Below are 19,915 nucleotides of genomic sequence, written 5' to 3' on the forward strand. Positions count from 1 at the left end.
ATAAACTAGGTGCGCAGACACAATTAAGGAGAATGTCATGAGCAATAGTCGTATTCTGCATACCATGATCCGCGTTGGCGATTTGGATCGTTCCATTGCCTTCTACACCGACGTAATGGGTATGCAACTGCTGCGCAAGAGCGAAAATGCGCAGTACGAGTACACGCTGGCGTTTGTAGGTTACGGTGATGAATCAGAAGGTGCAGTGATTGAGCTGACCTACAACTGGGGCACCACGGAATATGAGCATGGCTCAGCGTTTGGTCACATCGCCATTGGTGTCGACGATATTTACGCGACTTGCGACAAATTGCGTGCAGCAGGCGCAAACATCACCCGCGAGCCAGGCCCAGTAAAAGGCGGCACCACGGAAATCGCGTTTGTCGAAGATCCTGACGGCTACAAAATCGAATTAATCCAGAATAAGAGTGCGTCTGAAGGTTTAGGTAACTAACCCAGTGAAGGACAAAAAAACACCCGGCTTCAAAAATGTAAAGCCGGGCGTTTTTTATTACAGATTTTTAGCCAATATTAAATAATGGTCCTACCCAGTGATATCACCACACGGCGGTTTTTGTTTCTACCAATCGGACTTTCGTTTTCCGCAATAGGACGGCGCTCACCGTATGCTTCAACCTGTATCCGGTCTTTTGGCAAACCCAGCGACATAAAATACGCTTCCAACTTTTGCGCACGGATCTCTGATAATCGTTGGTTTGCCACTTTTGCACCTCGGTTATCGGTATATGTCGCCATCAACACCAGATCAATGTCCGGGCTGTAACGCACAAACTCTGCAATTTGCGCCAGCCTTGCCATGGATGCCTTGTTCAGCTCAGCACCGTTTTCGTCATAATGCAGCACGGTAAAAGCAATGTCTTCAAACGAGTACGGAAGCAGGCGCGATATACAGCCGCTGAACTCGTTATAGGGCTGCTGGAATGACACCGATGACAGCGCGATTTCTACGCGTTTCCCCCGGCTTTGCCACTCTTTAAAACTGAACGTAGGGTAACGTCCGTTTTCAAGCTCAGACAACATACTCCAGGCCGTCTGCCCATCCACAAACCCATTAAACTGTTTGTAGAAACGCAACCGATCGATATACTCTGCCGGCTCTCCGGGCAACCAAACCGGCGGCATGGACACTAAGGACACGTTCTGGGTTTGCCCCATAGGACGACGCATTTCCAGCTCGAAATCCAGATTGATTTTCTTACTGGCACGGGAAGAAAACATCGCCATGCCATAGTTAGGGATAGCGTGTTCAATACGGCATTCAATCGGGGTATCCACGGTTACTGTCCACACTGACTCGGTAGGCTTGGCCGCGTAGTATTTACCTGCACTCGCCGACAACGGGGCAAGGCTGGCGGCGATGCACAATGTCAACAGCGATGCGTTTTTCATCACGATGGCAATTCCTGTTGCGACAATGAAAAAGGGGATGCTTATCTTATCGGACAGCTGCCACGTATCTTTAGTGTTATTTTCACCCTTCCCATCCAAACTAGAAAATGAAAAAGCAGGACGCTTCTGCCATAATGCCCTCCTGATTTTTTTAAGTTATCTGAAGCATGACCCAAGAGACCGACCTGAACGCATTAAAAGCAAGATTTCGTGGCTATTTTCCTGTCGTTATCGACGTTGAAACAGCAGGCTTCAATCCACAAACCGATGCGCTGCTGGAAATCTGCGCCGTGACATTAAAGATGGACGAGGATGGTTGGCTTTCTCCAGACAAAACAATTCACTTCCACGTTACGCCATTTGAAGGTGCCAACCTGGAACAGGAAGCATTGGCGTTTAACGGCATAAAAGATCCTTTCAGCCCGCTTCGTGGCGCAGTTGATGAAGAACATGCTCTGAAAGAGATCTTCAAGCTGATCAGAAAAGAGCAAAAGGCATCAGGCTGTCAGCGAGCAATCATGGTTGCCCACAACGCCAACTTTGATCACAGCTTTGTCATGGCAGCGTCTGAGCGCGCCAACCTTAAACGCAACCCATTCCATCCGTTTGCGACTTTTGATACTGCCGCGCTCAGTGGTTTAGCCCTGGGGCAAACTGTACTGGCAAAAGCATGTAAAACCGCAGGTATTGCCTTCGACAACAACGAGGCACATTCCGCCCTTTACGACACAGAGCGCACAGCCGAGCTGTTTTGTGAAATTGTAAACAGGTGGAAAAAATTAGGCGGTTGGCCGGTTTTAATGCCGGAAGAAAAGTCCGAACAAACGTCAGACGAATAGTACTCTCCCCCTTACGTGTATAACATGGCGGAATCGCACAGAATAAAAGGCATTTCGTCATTATCCACTTTCAGCCTCTCCAGCGTTTTAAACAAAAGTCTGAAATCAATCTCAGTTAGCACAAATCATCAACAAGATCTCGCGCAAACTATTGATAACAAAAAAGCAACATTTTCAAAATTGCTACTTATACTGTCTTAGAAACAATTAACACGTCCCATCAACGGAATAGGATGTAGTTAATAACGTTGATTACAACAATCTCCCTATCCAGCGGTAAGTTGCAGGTTGTTAAGATTGAGAAGGCAGTGACAGAGAGGCATTTATAGATGAAACGTGTAACGCAACGTACCTTACTTTCTACCGCCATCGCGCTGGCCGCCTTTCAGGCCCATGGCGCAGGCTTCCAAATCAGTGAACACTCTGCCAGCGGTTTAGGCCGCGCGTTTGCCGGTGAAGCTGCAATCGCAGACAACGCCGCTGTCGCTGCCCGCAACCCGGCAGCGATGACGATGTTTGATTCCGCACAGGTGTCAGGCGGTTTATCGTTTGTACAGCCAGATGTTGATGTAAAAGTGAACAATGCTGCACTCAATGGAACAACATTGGGGGCTGGCGAACACAACGATGTTGCACCAGATGCCATAATACCTAATTTCCACTACGTTCGTCCGCTGAACGATAGAATGGCTTTGGGGTTCTCAACTTTCTCTAACTTTGGTTTGTCAACCGAATACCCAACAGATTCGCCAGCGGGCGCAATCGGTGGGCAGACTGAATTGTTGACAGTAGATTTCAACGCCAACTTTGCCTACGAGATTAACGATCAGTTGAGTTTTGGCGCTGGTCTTAACGCGGTATATGCCGACGCGGAACTTAAGCGACAAAAAGGCATATTGAGTAGCAGTTTTGCTTTAGGTGGCACTGCGGCCGATGAAATTTCTTACCTAGCCGGTGATGGTTGGGGTTTTGGGTGGAATGTTGGTGCACTCTGGCAATTCAATAAAGATAATCGACTCGGTGTTGGTTACCGTTCAAAAGTAGATATCACCCTTGAAGGCGATTATAAAGGTACCTCTGCAGCTAGCACAGTGCCTGGAGAGTTAGAGCTAAACCTTCCTGATATTTTTGAATTTTCTGGTTTCCATAAACTCAGCAATGAGTGGGCGGTTCACTACAGCGCAATGCGAATCGGTTGGAGCAGTTTCCAAGAGTTAAGAGCAACGAGTTCTCAATGTCTTAGTCTTGCTGGTCAAGGTGTGTGCCTTCAGAAAGATGAAAAATGGGACGACACATGGCGTTATGCAGTTGGTGTGACACACTTCCTCAATGACCAATGGGAGTTGAGAGCTGGCTATGCGAAAGATGAAAGCCCAGTGCCCAATTCACACCGTACTCTCAGCATTCCGGATACTGAGCGCAATTGGTACACATTTGGAGCAACCTACTTCGCAGCTGATAACCTGAGCATTGATGCAGGCTTTGCTTATTTAAGCGGCGATGATGTAACGGGGACTGAAAGTGAAAACCTACCAGGTGGAGCTGTCGCTAGCTATGACTTCACAGCAGGCGGAGATGCTTACATTTACGCTCTCAGTGCAAACTATACCTTCTAATCAACCATTACAAAAAAGAGAAAAGCCGATTATTTTCAATCGGCTTTTTTGTTTTCAATCACAAAAGTGACATTTCACTGTTACACAGGTGACTACCATACTCGGTAATTGAGCGGCATTTTCAAACACCTGTTCATTTTTCAATCAAGCCTTTTCACGTCACTAACGAACAGTTAAAGGTAGTTTGGCATCACCGAGTAATGATTAGTGCTTTTACTTAAAACACAAGTTTTCTACCTAGAAACAATGTGCCGAAAAAACATTCCCTCACGCAATACTTAACACCCATTTAACATCGCTGCACAACGTGACATAGTAACCAGCACAAAGATCCGACCAGCAGACATATCAATGTGATATAGGCTGAACGGTTTTCCAACGCACTGAATATATTGAATTTTTCTTGGTTAATTGTTAACCAGGCACTCAGATGGACAAGAGGCTGTATGTCAAAAAAATTATCAAGATGCGCCCTGGCGGTCACCATTACCCTTACTGCACCAACCGCATGGAGTGCAGGTTTTCAGGTATCAGAACATTCTGCAAGTGGATTGGGCAGAGCTTATGCGGGTGAAGCTGCTATTGCAGACAACGCTTCAGTCATTGGCAGGAACCCCGCCCAAATGACCCAGTTTGAAGAACGTCAAATCTCTGGTGCACTGCATATCGTCAACCCTGAGATTGATGTTACAAACACTGCAAGCGGTCAAAAGGCATCTGACGTCGCTCCTATCCAATTAGTACCAGCTTCTTATTATGTAAGCCCTATCAATGATAAATGGTCTTGGGGAATGGGTCTGTACACCGTTTATGGCGTAGCGACTGATTATCCTGATGCTTTCGAAACAGGCGACCTCGCCGGTGACACTTCTCTGGTCAGCGTCAATCTCAACCCAGCCATTGCCTATCAAGTGAATGAACAACTCAGCGTTGGTGGCGGTATCAATATTGTTTATGCCATGGCGGAGCTCAATCGGCATGTGGGTGCGCTGACAGACTCCTTCAATATTGACAACCGCAGTGCAAAGCTCATCAGTATGGAGGGGGACACCTGGGGGTACGGATGGAACATTGGCGCCCTTTTTGAGTTGGATGAAAATAATCGCTTCGGCATCGCCTATCGCTCTGAAGTCGAGCTGGATTTCGAGGGTGATTTTACTGACCACCAAGGCTCAGTCACTGGGCACAAGGGTAATGTGGTCACCGGTGATCTTTCAGTGCCTCTTCCAGCCATTGCTGAATTGTCTGGCTTTCACCAACTCCGAGAGGATTTAGCACTTCATTACAGCATGATGTGGAGTCAATGGAGTACGTTCACTGAGCTAAAAGCAACAGGTTCGGAATGCGCCTCAGATGGTGTTCAGGGCGTTTGCTTTGAGAAAAAAGAAGAATATGAAAGCGTTTTCCGCTGGTCTATCGGGACAACCTATGACATTTCCAATGACTGGACAGTGCGTGCCGGTTTTGCTTTTGATGAGCAAGCCGGTAAATCAACACTCAGCATTCCCGACTCAGATCGCTTTTGGTACTCAGCAGGCGCTACCTACAAATACTCCCCAAACCTGACGTTTGATGCAGGTGTTACTTACATTGCCAGCAAGTCGGGTACGTTTACCGAAAACAGCCGCGTGGGTGAAAGAACGTTCTCGTCCAAGGGCGCAGCCTATATTGGTGCACTCCAAGCGAACTACAGCTTCTAAAGCAGCCCGGGAGTATTAACATGAATAAAGGATTAATGATGAACAAGAAGACTGTTGTACTGGCTCTCGCCCCTGTCTTTGGATTGGTTGCATGTGGCGGTGAATCTTCACTGAGTGGCGGCGAATCCCAGAGGGCTTTTGAAGGCTATATTCAAGATAGTCTGCAGGCACCAACACAAGTTCATTTCCAACTTGCGGGGGCAGATGCCAACATTCCGGGCCCTAGTTTTATCCTGATGAACCAGACTGACGGAACACTCGATATCCCAACCGGTGGTGACAACGCGTTATCTAACCCAGCAGCAGCGATGGGAACAATGGATGGCTGGCCAGTTTCAATGCCTTTAATTTTGTCTTTTAAAGGGGCTGGCCTTGCCGATGGCTTTCCAACATCTGGCATCAGTATTATTAAGTTAACCAAGAAGTTAACTGAAGAAAACCCGAGTATAGAAAAGGTTCTCTCGCTCGGTTCAGACTATATTGTTAAAACAGATTCTGCATCAGATACCGCATTGGTGATATTCACCAAGCCTCTCGAAGCATCTTCTGAGTATGCTTTCGCTATTACCGACAGCTTTACTGATGTGAATGGCAACAGCGTGGGGATGACGCGCTCTTACGCTACTCTGGTCTCCAGATCAAACCCTACACCTGTTGATACATTGAAGCCGGCAAGCGCTGTCACACAAGGTGTGAACAGCATCTTTTCCGCGCTGGGTGTTCAACCGGAAGACATCGTTTACAGTTCTTGGTTTTCAACCCAATCAGTTGGCGATACCTTGTATGCAACAAAAGCCGCTATCGCTCAAGGAGCCGGAGCGGGTAATTTCAATGTTGTGTGGAAGGGTTCAGCAAACCCGAACAATGTAGACATGTCCCAGGCATATCTTATGTCTGTACCAGCATCAGGCCAAGATTATGCGGCAGCAATCCAGTCTGACCCTAACTTTGCCACCTACATTGACCCCAACGGAACGGCGACACCTCTCTTGGTAGGTTCCTACACGGCAGATTCAGTGACCGTTACAAAAGGGACAGTGAAACTGCCGTATTTCCTCGAAAAGGATGTTTCGTCCTGGAACAACACGCCCTTTGAATCGGGTATGCCAAGCCTTGCGGTGATTTCGAGTGCTTTGAATGACAGCCGTCATGCTGGCACAGTAGCCCAGCAACTTGTCGAAGCTGGCATTGATGTTTCAACGTTAGCAGACAATATCAGCGAGCAACTCAAACTCGTTGGCCTGACATTGGCAGACAGTACGGGTGAACAGTTAGACGCTGAGCGAATCATCACCAGATACAGCCCAATCCCGCAGGTAAAATCTCTGGATGATGTGCCATTTATCTTATTTACCCCGACAACGCCAACAGGCGCCATGGAGCTGGTGATTTACCAGCATGGCATCACTTCAGCGAAAGAAAATGCGTATGCCTTCGCTGCCAACCTGATTAATGGCGCGAAGGGACTAGGTAAAAATCTCGCCATTTTGGCTATCGACCAGCCTATCCATGGTGAGCGCAGTCTTGATTCAACCCGATCTGCGAATGTTGATGCGACAAACTACCTGAATCTGGCTTACCTGCCAGTAGGGCGAGACAATTTACGACAAAGTGTCTTAGACAATCTCGGTCTTCGTGCTGCGGTCACCCTTTCACAAGGGTCTGGCTTGTTTTCAGGCACGCCCTTAGCACTGCTGGATGATACCACAGCCCAAAAACCATCACTGTTTGGTCACTCGCTGGGTGGCATTACCGGGTTTGGCACAATCGTAACGGCGAATAATACCCTGAGCAGTGCCGACACAGACAATAGTAGTGCTGACGCATTATTTACATTCTCACGGATCGCTGCAGCAAACACAGGGGGGCAAATCGTAAACCTTCTGATTGGGTCGGACACTTTTGGACCACTCATTAGAGATACTGTCACGGCAGGTGTCCCTCAAGCAGAACAAGCGAACATTTTGAATCAGTTTGCTTATGCGGCACAAACCGTTTTGGATACTGTTGATCCCTTCAACCTTATCAACCTAAACGATTTTACAGAGACAAACGTTTTAAGCGGCTTGCCAATTTATATGCAGCAAGTCAAAAACGACAATACAGTACCTAATGCGGTTGAGAGTGCGCCTTTTGCTGGCACACTGCCTCTCGCAACAGCTCTGGATTTAACCGTTGTAGACGGTGACTCGCAAGCCACCAGCAATGGACGCAACGTCACCAAATTCAATGAAGTGGGCCAACACAGTTCAGTTATCGCACCGCAAAATGGCAATTTAAGTGATGTAAACCATACAGTGGAAATGCAGTCTCAACTTGTCCAATTCTTGAGTGGTGCTATGGAAGACTTTACTGTCGCTGACACGAGCGTGCTTGAATAGTACCGGCATGGTATCCACTACAAACGGCCAGTACCCGCTGGCCTTTTGGCTCTTCACTCCAATTCCTTTCAATTTCCCCTCGACAACGTCAAAAATATCAGCAAACTGTGATCTTTATCTTTTTGGGATAGATTTTGCTCCATTGGGGCTGTTGTAGGGATAAGAAGTATGAATCCAGTTGTCATTGCGGTTTGCGTTATGCTGGCGTTGGCCCTGTTACGGGTAAACGTTGTCGTTGCGCTAACGTTTAGTGCCGTCTTAGGCGGTGTTATCAGCGGCATGTCACTGCCAGAAACCATTTCAGCGTTTGAAGGGGGGCTGGGTGGCGGTGCGACCATCGCACTGAGTTATGCCATGTTGGGCGCTTTTGCCGTTGCGCTTAGCCGTTCCGGTATCACCGATTTGCTTGCGCAGTCTGTGGTGAGAAAAATCCACGGTAAAGAGAGTGAAAATGCCTCAGTGGCCCTAAAATATATGGTGCTTGTGGCTCTTGGGCTATTGGCGGTTTCCTCACAGAATGTTATTCCTGTACACATCGCCTTTATTCCTATTGTGATCCCTCCCCTTTTGCATGTGTTCGCCAAGCTCAAATTGGATCGTAGGTTGGTCGCATGTGTGCTGACGTTTGGTTTGATCACGCCCTATATGGTACTGCCCATTGGCTTTGGCGGTATCTTCCTGAACAATATTTTGTTAAAGAATCTACATGACAATGGATTGAATATTGTTGCCAGCCAGGTACCACAAGCTATGTTACTTCCCGCGGCAGGAATGATATTTGGTGTGTTGGTTGCTACTTTTATCAGCTACCGTAAACCCCGCGAATACTCAGAAGCAATGATCCTGGCGGCTGAACCCGAGAAAACAGAGTTCCAACCGAAGAATATTCTGATTGCCGTGATTGCCATTGCAGCAGCATTAGGCGTGCAGCTTTACACAGGTTCAATGATCGTGGGTGCGCTGGCCGGTTTTATGGTCTTTACCTTCGGTGGCGTCATCAAGTGGAAAGACACCCAGGACGTATTTGCCCGCGGCGTACACATGATGGCCATGATCGGTTTTATCATGATCTCGGCAGCCGGTTTTGCTGCGGTTATGAAGGCAACAGGCGGCGTAGAAACGCTGGTAGCATCACTGTCATCAACCATTGGCGACAATAAACCACTGGCAGCCCTGCTGATGCTGGTCGTGGGGTTGTTGGTAACCATGGGCATTGGCTCATCGTTTTCCACCATTCCGATTATCGCCACCATCTATGTACCTTTAGCCATGGCATTTGGCTTTTCACCGATGGCAACAGTGGCGTTGGTTGGCACAGCGGCTGCACTGGGTGATGCAGGCTCACCAGCTTCTGACTCAACATTAGGCCCGACATCAGGTCTGAATACCGATGGGCAACATGAACACATTTGGGATACTGTCGTCCCGACATTTATCCACTACAACCTACCGCTGATCGGCTTTGGTTGGCTGGCAGCAATGATCTTATAAATGTATAAGTGACAAAACAAACACAAAAAGCCTCTGAATTCAGAGGCTTTTTGTTATGTAGAAAAGAAAACTCAGTTGTTATCTTCCATATCGCGGCGTGCTGCTGCGTTTTTAATTAGCGGCTGGAGCTCGCCTTTCTGGAACATTTCCAGAATGATGTCACAACCGCCAATCAGCTCACCTTCAACCCACAATTGAGGAAAAGTTGGCCATTGTGCGTAGATTGGCAGCTCCGCACGGATATCCGGGTTTTGCAGAATATCAACATAGGCAAATTTTTCACCACACGCCATCAGCGCTTGGCTTGCCTGAGAAGAGAAGCCACAGCTAGGCAGCTTCGGCGAGCCTTTCATGTAAAGCAGGATTGGATTTTCTTCAATCTGCTGTTTGATTTTATCAATAGTTTCCATTACTTCCTCGAACACCAAGTGTGATGACTTTGACTCAAACGACCTCAAGATGATGGTTGGAATGTTACCTGCGCGATCATCTTGAAGTCGCTTGGGAATTTCTCGATTCTAACTGGGAACAGACTGGAAAAAAACGCCTAAAATCTTTAGGGTCAAATTCCGCTGAAATTTTGAAAATTATTCTTTTAATAAAGTAAAAACTTGCTAAACTGTTCCGCAGTCAGTCTATAAGTAGATTCGTTCACTGACTGGTACTACCTAAAGTGTACGACAAATCTACAGGAAGCAATAATGTCTGGGGGAAACCCCGCCAATCATGGAGAATCGAGTAATGGCATTTCAACTACCAGCTCTTCCTTACGAGAAAAACGCGCTTGAGCCACACATTTCCCAAGAGACTCTGGAATTCCACCACGGCAAGCACCACAACACTTACGTTGTTAAGCTGAACGGCCTGATCGAAGGTACTGAGCTTGAGAACAAATCTCTGGAAGAGATCATCAAAACGTCTACCGGTGGTGTGTTCAACAACGCAGCACAAATCTGGAACCACACTTTCTACTGGCACTGCCTGAGCCCAAATGGTGGCGGCGAGCCAACCGGTGATGTTGCAGACGCAATCGCAAAATCTTTCGGTTCATTCGAAGAGTTCAAAGCGAAGTTCACTGATTCCGCCATCAACAACTTCGGTTCTTCCTGGACCTGGCTGGTGAAAAAAGCTGACGGTTCTCTGGACATCGTTAACACGTCTAACGCTGGCACCCCTCTGACTGAAGAAGGTGTCACACCACTGCTGACTGTTGACCTGTGGGAACACGCTTACTACATCGACTTCCGTAACCTGCGTCCAGATTACATGAATGCATTCTGGGCACTGGTTAACTGGGAATTTGTAGCACAAAACCTGGCTGCTTAATTCCAGGCTTAACGCTTAAGTATTGATAAGATACCCCGCTCCAGCGGGGTATTTTTTTGCTTGCTCGCTAACGAGAAAACAAAAAAACCGCTGGTTATCAGCGGCTTTTTACGTTTCCGGAGTAGGTTACGCCACTTCAGAAAGGATGATACGCAGTGTGCGGCGTAAGGGCTCTGCTGCTCCCCAAAGCAATTGGTCACCAACCGTAAAGGCATTGAGGAAATCATTACCCATCGCCATCTTACGCAGACGGCCAACAGGCACAGACAGGGTACCGGTTACCTTGGTCGGTGAAAGTTCCTGCACCGTAATATCACGCTCGTTCGGGATCACTTTCACCCAGTCGTTATGAGAGGCAATGATGCTCTCAATCTCATCCATTGGCACGTCTTTTTTCAGCTTCAGCGTTAACGCCTGGCTGTGGCAACGCATGGCACCGATGCGCACGCAAGTGCCATCAATAGGCACCGGATTGTCCTGAATACCCAGGATTTTGTTGGTTTCTACCGTACCTTTCCATTCTTCTTTGCTCTGGCCATTTTCACGTTTCACATCAATCCAGGGGATCAATGAACCCGCCAGTGGCGCGCCAAATTCAGAGGTTGGGAAATCGCCTGAGCGCATGGTTTCTGCCACTTTGCGATCGATATCCAAAATAGACGTGGCTGGATTTGCCAAGTCCATGCTGACTGAATCGTTGATCGTACCCATCTGGGCAATCAGTTCACGCATGTTTTTCGCACCCGCACCAGACGCCGCCTGATAGGTTTGTGCTGTCATCCACTCAACCAGGCCTTCCTGATAGAGGCCACCGACCGCCATCAGCATCAGGCTCACGGTACAGTTGCCGCCCACATAGGCTTTGGTGCCTTTGTGAATGCCTTCCTGAATTTGTTTGAAGTTCACCGGATCCAGCGTGATGATTGCGTCATCTTTCATACGCAAGGTTGATGCTGCATCAATCCAGAAGCCTTTCCAGCCTGCTTCCAGCAGTTTTGGATATACCGCTTCGGTGTAGCTTCCACCCTGACAGGTAATTACGATATCCAACGTTTTCAGACTGTCGATATCAAATGCATCTTGCAGCATACCTGCATCTTTGCCGTAATTCGGCGCAGAGATGCCCACTTGAGAGGTGCTGTAGAATACAGGCTCGATAACGTCGAAATCACCTTCTTCTACCATGCGCTGCATCAGTACAGAACCTACCATACCGCGCCAGCCGACCAAACCTACTCTTTTCATTCTTACTCACACTCCTTGTTATAAAACTCTTCACCTATCTTGAAAATTAACGACACAAATAACAAGCAAAAACTGCGGTTATTCGTGGAGGCAAAGAAAACGCAAAACCAAATTAGACAAACGGCATAACGGATCAGAGGTAAGATGCGCTGAAAGCAGACAGGACTCTCTTTTAATGCAATTTGCTTTCGAACAATGGTGGGATAAAAGTAACTGTGCCAGCACTTCGAGCATCACATCGCGACGAACGCTTAACTCTGTTACGTCATACCAAGGCCTTCAATATAACAAACACATAAACATCAGTAAAACAGGCAAAAACAGTAGCACACCGCATACACCAACAGAAAATACACACAATGCTTACCTTTAATTACGCCGCATAACACCAAGTGCGCAAAGGTCACAGAAAACAAAATTCTTGTTCCCCGAATTATCCGTCTTTGGATAAAGTACTCACGCCGCCAGGAAGGTAGCTTTTCGAGCCCAAATACAATGATAATTTTTTACCCTAAGCCAAGTGGCTGCAGGTATCCATAGCAAGGAGCTAAAGGGCCAAACTCAACAAAGGTTTGAACTATGCTAAGACATCCGGTGCAACTTCCCTCTTTTTTTCAAGTATTTGCAGCGCTAGGTCTATTCTTGTTACTGGCGTTTTCCTTTACAGCCAAACTGGACCTGCCTATTCAACTCGCGCTTTATATCGGCTGGTTTATCATCATCGGCCTCGGTATCAAGTTAGGTCATTCTTACAAAGACCTAGAACAAGCCGCCACACAAGGCATTGCTAACGGATTAGGTGCGGTACTGATCCTGCTTGCGGTTGGTGCGCTGGTCGGTACCTGGATTGCCGGTGGTATTGTGCCAACTATCATCTATTACGGCCTGAAAGCCATTCACCCTTCAATATTCCTTGCAGCAACGATGATCATCTGTTCGTTGACGGCTCTCGCTACCGGTACCTCCTGGGGTGCAGCGGGTACTGCCGGTATTGCAATGATGGGTATTGGCCAGGGGCTGGGCGTACCCGCTCCGGTAACAGCCGGTGCCGTACTGTCTGGTTGCTACTTTGGCGATAAGCTTTCTCCATTGTCAGACTCCGTGATCTTGGCGTCTTCGATGTCTGGCGTGGAAATCATGGAACATATCAAAGGTATGCTGCCTATTGCGCTGATCAGCTATGTCGTTACAGGTATCCTGTTCACCGCACTTGGACTGCATTACGCCGGAAACGTCGATATGGCTCAGGTGAACGATGTCATCGTAGCAATGGAAGCGCAGTTTGTGATCTCTCCATTGAGCTTTGTTCCGGTTGTGATTGTACTGGTGCTGCTGGCAATGCGTCTGCCTTCATTCCCGGTCATCTCGCTCGGTTCCATTCTGGGTATTGTATGGGCAGTGATGGTACAGGACATGGCACCACTGGATGCCTTCAACACCGCTTGGGCACCTTACTCTATCGACTCCGGTGTCGCGTTTATCGATGCTATCCTGAACCGTGGTGGTATGGAATCCATGCTGGGTTCTGTCGCGGTTATCGTCTTTGGTCTGGGCTTCGGTGGTCTGCTTGATAAAGTAGGCGTGCTGGAAACGATCGCCAAACTGTTTGAGCGCAAAGTACAGTCTGCAGGCAGCCTGGCTGCATCAACCATAGGCACTGCGTTCTTGGGTAACGTATTTGGCTCAGCAATGTATGTATCATTGATCCTGACGCCAAAAATCTGCGCCAAAAACTACGACCGCTTGGGCTACCAGCGTAAGAACCTGTCACGAAATGCCGAATTCGGTGGCACCCTGACGTCAGGTATGGTGCCTTGGAGCGACAACGGTATCTACATGGCGAGCATCCTGGGTGTGGCAACACTATCCTACGCCCCGTTTATGTGGCTGAGCTTCGTCTGTATTATCGTGACAATTCTGACTTCCTACATGGGTTGGTTTGTTGACCGTTGCCCACCGCAAGCTGAAACGGTTAACAAAGAAGAAGCAGAAGCCGTTAACGCTATTGCACAAAAAGCCTAATTACCCTCACAAGACAAAGGTGCCTTCTCCGGCACCTTTTTTTGTTTTTCCTTCCTTCTGAAAAGCCATCACCACCTTACTTCATGCTTCCTATCATCAAAAAAATAAAATAGATCACTGCCGATAACCCTGTAAAAACAGTATAGCAACATAAAATATCGATCCAGATCTCACATCCTTGCAAAACCTCATCTCATTATCACTTTCTGGCATGCGGATTGACACCAATCAACGTTTAACTCTGTTGCATGAGCAAAATCAATGCGTTCTTTTATCGAAATATTTTGGGGAATTACCATGTCCACTCCTGAGCAACAGGCTCGCAAAGTCACCGCTGGCAGTTACATTGCCCTTGCCTTTGCCATTGTCTTTTTTTCCGGTCTGCTTCAATCGAACCAATGGTACGGCATCTTCGATTTCACCACCCTGAACGGTTCATTCGGCAGCGTTGTTTATGACGTTAAAGAAACAGCTGAGGGCGTGGAAGCCGCTACAACATCTATGCGCGGTAAAGGCGGTAACGGTGCGCGCGACGGTTTCTTGTTTGCGTTGACACTGATCCCAACCGTGATGTTCGCACTGGGCATGATTAATGTTCTGGAGCACTACGGTGCTCTGGACGCAGCACGCAAGCTGCTCACACCATTACTGCGCCCATTGATGAACATTCCCGGCAACACGGGTCTGGCCCTGATCGCGTCACTGCAAAGCACCGATGCAGGCGCTGCAATGACCCGCCAGCTCAAAGATGAAGGCCAGCTAACCAAACGCGAAACCGATATTTTCACCATGTTCCAGTTCTCTGCCGGTGCCACTATCGTGAACTTTTTCTCTTCCGGCGCAGTGCTGTTTACCCTGACCCTCGCAGACGGTTCCATGGCAGTAACCTCTTCGATTGGCCTGGCTGTCGGGATGATGCTCATTTTCAAAATCGTGGGTGCCAACCTTTTCCGCATCTACCTGAACCTCACTGAAGGAAAAGAAAACCAGGCAGGACAGGCACAAAACGGGGAGAAAGCATAATGAGTGTTACCAAGAAACCTATGATCACCGACATCTTCGTTGAAGGCGCTAAGAAAGGCTGGAACATTGCCACCTTATCAACAGTTCCCAACGTCCTGATGGCATTCGTGATTATTAAAGCGCTGCAAATCACCGGCGCACTGGATGCCATGGGCACCCTTTTCTCTCCCATTATGGCAATCTTCGGCCTGCCTGGTGAAGCGGCGGCAGTACTTATTGGTGCATGGATGTCAATGGGCGGTGGTGTGGGTGTGGTGATCACCCTGTTTGACCAAGGCATCCTGAACGGCCAGCACATCGCTATTCTGGCGCCCGCTATCTACCTGATGGGTTCACAGGTTCAGTATCTTGGCCGGATCCTTGGCCCGATTGGTACCGAAGGCCGCTACATCCCCGTTATGATCCTGATCTCTGTGATCAACGCCTTTGGCGCAATGTTTGTGATGAATGTTCTGGTATAACCTTTTTATCGGGCACTGCTGCCAAGGGGTGCCCTTTTTCCATCAAGGAAAGCGAGAATTAGAATGAAGTTTGATGTAAATGCGTATCTTGAAGAGCTGCGTCCATTGATTGATCTGGATTGCGGCACCCTGACGGTTGAGGGTATCGAGAAAGTTGCCGACATGATGGCTGCCAAATATGAACAGATGGGTGGCTGGCATATCAAGCGCGTTGACTGTGGCATTGCCGGCCCTGGCCTTGAAATCCGCAACAAGCCGGATAGCGATGTGATTGACCTGATGCTGATTGGTCATATGGACACTGTGTTCCCGGTCGGTACTGCGGCAAAACGCCCAATGACGTTTGATGAAAAACGTGCTTACGGCCCTGGCGTATCAGACATGAAATCTGGCTTGCTGAACATCGTCTATGCCCTTCGCGATATTGATCCGGCAGTGTTGGAGAAAATGTCGGTTTGTGTGTGCATGAACCCTGATGAGGAAATTGGCTCCCTGCACTCAGGAAGCTGGTTAAAATCTGTGGCAGAAAATGCGCGCACTGTGCTGGTTGCCGAAGCCGCCCGTGAGGACGGTTCATTGGTCAAAGCTCGCAAAGGCATGGCCCGTTATAAAATGACTTTTAACGGTAAAGCGGCCCATGCAGGCAATGAGCCACAGAAAGGCCGTAGTGCAATTTCAGAGATGGCACACTGGATTGTCGCAATCAATGAAATGACCAACTTTGAATCCGGAACGACACTGAACGTGGGCGTGGTAAACGGTGGTGCAGGCGCAAACATTGTCCCTGAACATGCAGAAGCCATCGTTGATGTCCGTTTCTGGGATAACGATGAATATGACGCTATCCACCAGAAAATTCATGCCATGACTGAAACGCCATTTATTGATGGCGTAAGCATTGTGCTTGAGCGCGAAGCGTACAAACCTTCCATGGTGCCAAGCGATAAAACCGAAGCACTGATGGCGCTGGTTGAAGAAACGGGACGTGAACTGGGTATCGACATTACCTGGCAAGCCGTTGGCGGCGGTTCAGACGCCAACCTGACTGCGGTTTTGGGTATTCCAACGCTGGATGGCCTTGGTCCTGTCGGTGCCGGTTTCCACAGTGACGATGAATATCTGGAACTGGATTCTATCGCCCCACGCATCGAGCTGTTAAAGCGCGTGATCACCAAACTGGCTTAATGGGTACGTTGGGCATAAACAAAGGGCGCCTCTGCGCCCTTTGGTCGTTTTATCAGGCTCTGTTATTGCCTTGTCACGAATTGTACCCGCGTAACGAGTCGAGATAATCCGGCAGGAACAACGAAATCTGCGGAATGTAAGTGATAAGGATAAGGAAGATCAGCAACAGACCAAGCCAAGGCAGCGCCGCCTTGATTGCCCAGCCCATGCTTTCACCCGTTATCCCAGCAGTTACAAACAGGTTGAGGCCAACCGGTGGGGTCAACATGCCAATTTCCATGTTCACCACCATGATAATGCCCAAATGGATCGGGTCGATACCCAGCTGTGTCGCGATCGGAAACAGGATCGGTGCCATGATCAGCAAGATGGCTGACGGCTCCATAAAGTTACCCGCGATCAGCAGCAAAATATTCACCACTATAAGGAAACCCCAGGCCGGTAATCCCCAGGCAACAATCGCTTCAGCAATGGTATGCGGGATACGTTCAGTGGTCAGCACATGGGCAAATAACATCGCATTGGCGATGATAAACAACAGCATAATGCTGACTTTTGCTGCATCACGAACCACATGGTTCACTTCCTTGTCGGTGAACGATTTCACCATCACCACAGGTAACGCTGCCATGTTACGTACAAGCATCACAACGGTCCCTTCGCCTTCTTTGCGCCATGGGGTATGTTTTAGTGGCCCAATGTCGCGATACCCCCAGACACTCACCAACCATGCATAGACAGCGGCCACAGACGCCGCTTCAGTAGGGCTGGCTACCCCGCCGTAAATCGAGCCAAGCACAATGATGATCAGCATCAGACCGCCAAGTGCGCGCAGACCCGAGCGAGCCAGAACCCCCACTCCCGGGAAAGGCTGCGATGGCAACCCCTTAATACGGGCAACGATATAAATGGCCAACATCAGGATGCCGCCCATCATCAGGCCCGGAATAAAGCCTGCCATAAACATACGGGAAGCAGACACTTCCGTCGCTGCGGCATACACCAGCATCACGATGGAAGGAGGGATCAGGATCCCGAGCGTACCGGCATTGGCGATCACGCCAGCCGCAAAGGCTTTGGGGTAACCCGCTTTCACCATGCCGACAATCACAATAGAACCAATCGCGGCAACAGTTGCAGGCGAACTGCCTGACACCGCGGCAAACAGCATACAGGCCATAACCGATGCCATCGCCAACCCACCGCGGACATGGCCAACCGAATCAATGGCAAAATTGATCAGCCTGCGCGCCACGCCCCCTGTCGACAGAAACGCCGAGGAGAGAATAAAAAACGGGATAGCCAGCAAGGTATAGTGTTCGCTGGTTGCTTCAAAAAGCTTGAGTGCAATCGATGCCAGCGAATCGTTGGAAAACATCAGGATGGTTGCCACGCTTGACAAGCCCAGTGCAATGGCAATCGGCATGCCCATAAACATGCAAAGGAACAGCAATCCAAACAGTACGGCAATGGTCATTTGTTTTGCTCCTCCCGGCTTTCCATTTCCTTGGTCACCTCTTCGGCAAGGTGCATGCTTTCCTTGGCTTCATCCACCAGCCCAAAACCGGCACGGGAACCGGTCAATACCTCATAGCCAATGGTGAGAACCCGAAGGGTCAGCAGGCCAAAGCCGAGGATAAGGCAAGACATCGCCTTCCATTTTTCAACCGGCAAATCTTCCATTTCAATGCCGATCATTTTCATTTTGCTCAGATAGACCCACGAGCCATAAATGAACAACCCGCAATAAACCAGGCACAATGCAAGCGCAAGCAGGGTGACTGCTTTTTGCGCAGTTGGCGAAAGGTGTTTGATAGCAGCATCGACACCGATATGTGCCCCTTCCCTGAGTCCCCAGGATGCGCCCATAAGAACCAGCCAAGCGGAAAGGTAGAGCGTCAGCTCCTGCGCCCAGAGCAGCCCTTCATTGAAGAAGAAGCGCAGCACCACTTCAAAAAACACCAGCAGCGTCATAGTCACCAGAAGAAGCCCTATCGCCCCTTCTTCAAAACGGTGTAATAACCTAGCCATTTCATACTCCCAAATAAAAAGCCCGGCCGGAATTCCCTGGCCGGGCTACAACATTTACTGGTTAGCAGCGACAGCCGCTTCAATCACCTCTGCACCGATTTCTTCCTCGAATTGTTTCCAAACCGGTTTCATCACTTCCACCCATTGCTGACGCTCTGCATCTGTCAGAGTGATGATTTCACTGCGGCCAGAGTCCAGAATGTTCTGGCGATCCTTCATGACCTTGTCATTGGCGATAGCATTGCCATAGGCGACAGATTCATCCAGCGCTTTTTTCAGCACGACGCGATCTTCATCCGGCAGCGTATCCCAGAATTCCATCGACGTGGTCACCATGTAATCCAGTACACCATGATTGGATTCAGTGATATATGGCTGTACCTCGAAGAATTTCTTGGAATAGATGTTTGACCAGGTATTTTCCTGTCCGTCGATTGCACGGGTCTGCAACAGGGTAAAGACTTCCGAGAAAGGTTTTTTCAGCGGCACTGCCTCAACAGCCTCAAACTGCGCGGCCAGTACATCTGAGCTCATGATACGGAACTTCTTGCCGTCAGCATCGCCGGGGACGCGAAGTGGATCGTTGGCAGAAAGCTGTTTCAGGCCATTGTGCAGGTAACCCAAACCAATCAGACCTTTGCTGTTAACCGATGACAGCAATGCTTGCCCGGCCGGACTTTGCTGAAAACGGTCCACGGCAGCCATGTCTTTGAAAAGAAATGGCAGATCATACACCTGGAGTTTCTTTGTGTATTTTGAGAACTTGGAGAGAGAAGGCGCGATAAACTCGACATCTCCAAGCAACAGGGCTTCCATTTCTTTACCGTCACCAAAAAGCTGCGAATTAGGGTAAACCTCAACCACATATTTGTCGCCGATACGCTCTGCAACCAGATCACGGAACTTCAACGCCATTTGTCCTTTTGGCGTATTTTCAGCAACCACATGTGAAAATTTGATGGTATCCGGTGCTGCCTGGACACCAGCGGTCATCCCTGCGCAAAGCACCAGCACCGAAAACATCGTCGAGAGCTTTTTCATAGCGTTTCCTCTTCATTCCTTGTGTCGTTATGCCCCAAATACAACATCGGGACATTTGCCTTTTAAGGTCTAGTTGAGGAAAAAGAAACGCACTCAAATAAAAACAACAAATTAACAATAGAAAAACAAAAATGAGACGCACCG

Annotated in this window: 17 protein-coding genes; 11 read left to right on the forward strand and 6 right to left on the reverse strand. The window is 48.7% G+C overall.

The genetic code is table 11. The annotated features are described in order from the left end of the window. Positions 1 to 37 precede the first annotated feature (37 nt). Positions 38 to 454: a lactoylglutathione lyase gene (gloA, locus tag VHA_RS07925; protein ID WP_005503385.1), complete on the forward strand. Its 417-nt coding sequence runs from the start codon at positions 38 to 40 to the stop codon at positions 452 to 454. A gap of 77 nt (positions 455 to 531) precedes the next feature. Here gloA and motY read toward each other — a convergent pair whose 3' ends face one another. Next, on the reverse strand, positions 532 to 1,410 hold the full coding sequence (gene motY / locus VHA_RS07930) for a flagellar protein MotY (RefSeq protein WP_005503386.1): 879 nt from the start codon (positions 1,408 to 1,410) through the stop codon (positions 532 to 534). Between the two features lie 167 nt (positions 1,411 to 1,577). On the opposite strand from motY, the gene rnt reads away from it, so the two are divergent. The 5 genes from rnt to VHA_RS07955 all read left to right on the forward strand — a co-directional run bounded on the left by rnt (position 1,578) and on the right by VHA_RS07955 (position 9,437). Continuing rightward, positions 1,578 to 2,249 (forward strand): ribonuclease T, encoded by a 672-nt coding sequence (gene rnt / locus VHA_RS07935; protein ID WP_005503387.1) that lies wholly within the window; start codon positions 1,578 to 1,580, stop codon positions 2,247 to 2,249. Between the two features lie 329 nt (positions 2,250 to 2,578). Continuing rightward, positions 2,579 to 3,865: an outer membrane protein transport protein gene (locus VHA_RS07940; RefSeq protein ID WP_005503388.1), complete on the forward strand. Its 1,287-nt coding sequence runs from the start codon at positions 2,579 to 2,581 to the stop codon at positions 3,863 to 3,865. A 446-nt stretch (positions 3,866 to 4,311) separates the two neighbouring features. After that, positions 4,312 to 5,565: an outer membrane protein transport protein gene (locus VHA_RS07945; RefSeq protein WP_040528486.1), complete on the forward strand. Its 1,254-nt coding sequence runs from the start codon at positions 4,312 to 4,314 to the stop codon at positions 5,563 to 5,565. Positions 5,566 to 5,603: 38 nt separating this feature from the next. Continuing rightward, entirely contained in the window at positions 5,604 to 7,946 is a 2,343-nt protein-coding gene (locus VHA_RS07950; protein ID WP_005503390.1) for a VolA/Pla-1 family phospholipase, read from the forward strand. Between the two features lie 168 nt (positions 7,947 to 8,114). Further along, positions 8,115 to 9,437 carry a Na+/H+ antiporter family protein gene (locus tag VHA_RS07955; protein ID WP_005503391.1) on the forward strand — a complete coding sequence of 441 codons (1,323 nt, stop codon included), beginning with the start codon at positions 8,115 to 8,117 and terminating at the stop codon, positions 9,435 to 9,437. Positions 9,438 to 9,508: 71 nt separating this feature from the next. Here VHA_RS07955 and VHA_RS07960 read toward each other — a convergent pair whose 3' ends face one another. Next, positions 9,509 to 9,847 carry a Grx4 family monothiol glutaredoxin gene (locus tag VHA_RS07960; protein WP_005503392.1) on the reverse strand — a complete coding sequence of 113 codons (339 nt, stop codon included), beginning with the start codon at positions 9,845 to 9,847 and terminating at the stop codon, positions 9,509 to 9,511. Between the two features lie 331 nt (positions 9,848 to 10,178). On the opposite strand from VHA_RS07960, the gene sodB reads away from it, so the two are divergent. Next, complete coding sequence (gene sodB, locus VHA_RS07965; protein ID WP_005503393.1) at positions 10,179 to 10,763, forward strand: superoxide dismutase [Fe]; 585 nt, start codon at positions 10,179 to 10,181, stop codon at positions 10,761 to 10,763. Between the two features lie 126 nt (positions 10,764 to 10,889). Here the strand turns inward: sodB and asd are convergent, their stop codons facing one another. Next, complete coding sequence (gene asd, locus VHA_RS07970; RefSeq protein WP_040528488.1) at positions 10,890 to 12,008, reverse strand: aspartate-semialdehyde dehydrogenase; 1,119 nt, start codon at positions 12,006 to 12,008, stop codon at positions 10,890 to 10,892. A gap of 579 nt (positions 12,009 to 12,587) precedes the next feature. Between asd and nhaC the strand changes: the two genes are divergently transcribed. From nhaC to VHA_RS07990, 4 genes are all read left to right on the forward strand, one after another. Continuing rightward, a complete protein-coding gene (nhaC, locus tag VHA_RS07975) occupies positions 12,588 to 14,030 on the forward strand; it encodes a Na+/H+ antiporter NhaC (RefSeq protein WP_005503395.1) in 1,443 nt (480 codons plus the stop codon). A gap of 297 nt (positions 14,031 to 14,327) precedes the next feature. Further along, positions 14,328 to 15,053: a nucleoside recognition domain-containing protein gene (locus VHA_RS07980; protein ID WP_005503396.1), complete on the forward strand. Its 726-nt coding sequence runs from the start codon at positions 14,328 to 14,330 to the stop codon at positions 15,051 to 15,053. Continuing rightward, a complete protein-coding gene (locus VHA_RS07985; RefSeq protein WP_005503398.1) occupies positions 15,053 to 15,514 on the forward strand; it encodes a YjiG family protein in 462 nt (153 codons plus the stop codon). The genes VHA_RS07980 and VHA_RS07985 overlap by 1 nt, the downstream gene beginning before the upstream one ends. Before the next feature lie 63 nt (positions 15,515 to 15,577). Then, entirely contained in the window at positions 15,578 to 16,699 is a 1,122-nt protein-coding gene (locus VHA_RS07990; RefSeq protein ID WP_005503400.1) for a M20 family metallopeptidase, read from the forward strand. A gap of 73 nt (positions 16,700 to 16,772) precedes the next feature. On the opposite strand, the gene VHA_RS07995 is transcribed toward VHA_RS07990, so the two are convergent. From VHA_RS07995 to VHA_RS08005, 3 genes are read right to left on the reverse strand one after another with little or no spacing between them, the layout of a single operon-like run. Then, positions 16,773 to 18,176, reverse strand: coding sequence for a TRAP transporter large permease (locus VHA_RS07995; RefSeq protein ID WP_005503402.1), 1,404 nt, complete (start codon positions 18,174 to 18,176; stop codon positions 16,773 to 16,775). Then, positions 18,173 to 18,730 carry a TRAP transporter small permease gene (locus tag VHA_RS08000; RefSeq protein ID WP_005503404.1) on the reverse strand — a complete coding sequence of 186 codons (558 nt, stop codon included), beginning with the start codon at positions 18,728 to 18,730 and terminating at the stop codon, positions 18,173 to 18,175. Before VHA_RS08000 ends, VHA_RS07995 begins: the two co-directional genes overlap by 4 nt. A gap of 54 nt (positions 18,731 to 18,784) precedes the next feature. After that, the gene (locus VHA_RS08005; protein WP_005503405.1) at positions 18,785 to 19,771 is read right to left on the reverse strand and encodes a TRAP transporter substrate-binding protein; all 987 of its coding nucleotides are present in this window, start codon (positions 19,769 to 19,771) and stop codon (positions 18,785 to 18,787) included. Positions 19,772 to 19,915: the final 144 nt, after the last annotated feature.

Source organism: Grimontia hollisae CIP 101886 (genome assembly GCF_000176515.1).
Taxonomy (GTDB): Bacteria; Pseudomonadota; Gammaproteobacteria; order Enterobacterales; family Vibrionaceae; genus Enterovibrio; species Enterovibrio hollisae.

Coding starts and splice junctions, on each gene's coding strand:
- gloA (WP_005503385.1), top strand. CDS start 38: ATGAGCAATAGTCGTATTCTGCATACCATGATCCGCGTTGGCGATTTG.
- motY (WP_005503386.1), bottom strand. CDS start 1,410: ATGAAAAACGCATCGCTGTTGACATTGTGCATCGCCGCCAGCCTTGCC.
- rnt (WP_005503387.1), top strand. CDS start 1,578: ATGACCCAAGAGACCGACCTGAACGCATTAAAAGCAAGATTTCGTGGC.
- VHA_RS07940 (WP_005503388.1), top strand. CDS start 2,579: ATGAAACGTGTAACGCAACGTACCTTACTTTCTACCGCCATCGCGCTG.
- VHA_RS07945 (WP_040528486.1), top strand. CDS start 4,312: ATGTCAAAAAAATTATCAAGATGCGCCCTGGCGGTCACCATTACCCTT.
- VHA_RS07950 (WP_005503390.1), top strand. CDS start 5,604: ATGAACAAGAAGACTGTTGTACTGGCTCTCGCCCCTGTCTTTGGATTG.
- VHA_RS07955 (WP_005503391.1), top strand. CDS start 8,115: ATGAATCCAGTTGTCATTGCGGTTTGCGTTATGCTGGCGTTGGCCCTG.
- VHA_RS07960 (WP_005503392.1), bottom strand. CDS start 9,847: ATGGAAACTATTGATAAAATCAAACAGCAGATTGAAGAAAATCCAATC.
- sodB (WP_005503393.1), top strand. CDS start 10,179: ATGGCATTTCAACTACCAGCTCTTCCTTACGAGAAAAACGCGCTTGAG.
- asd (WP_040528488.1), bottom strand. CDS start 12,008: ATGAAAAGAGTAGGTTTGGTCGGCTGGCGCGGTATGGTAGGTTCTGTA.
- nhaC (WP_005503395.1), top strand. CDS start 12,588: ATGCTAAGACATCCGGTGCAACTTCCCTCTTTTTTTCAAGTATTTGCA.
- VHA_RS07980 (WP_005503396.1), top strand. CDS start 14,328: ATGTCCACTCCTGAGCAACAGGCTCGCAAAGTCACCGCTGGCAGTTAC.
- VHA_RS07985 (WP_005503398.1), top strand. CDS start 15,053: ATGAGTGTTACCAAGAAACCTATGATCACCGACATCTTCGTTGAAGGC.
- VHA_RS07990 (WP_005503400.1), top strand. CDS start 15,578: ATGAAGTTTGATGTAAATGCGTATCTTGAAGAGCTGCGTCCATTGATT.
- VHA_RS07995 (WP_005503402.1), bottom strand. CDS start 18,176: ATGACCATTGCCGTACTGTTTGGATTGCTGTTCCTTTGCATGTTTATG.
- VHA_RS08000 (WP_005503404.1), bottom strand. CDS start 18,730: ATGGCTAGGTTATTACACCGTTTTGAAGAAGGGGCGATAGGGCTTCTT.
- VHA_RS08005 (WP_005503405.1), bottom strand. CDS start 19,771: ATGAAAAAGCTCTCGACGATGTTTTCGGTGCTGGTGCTTTGCGCAGGG.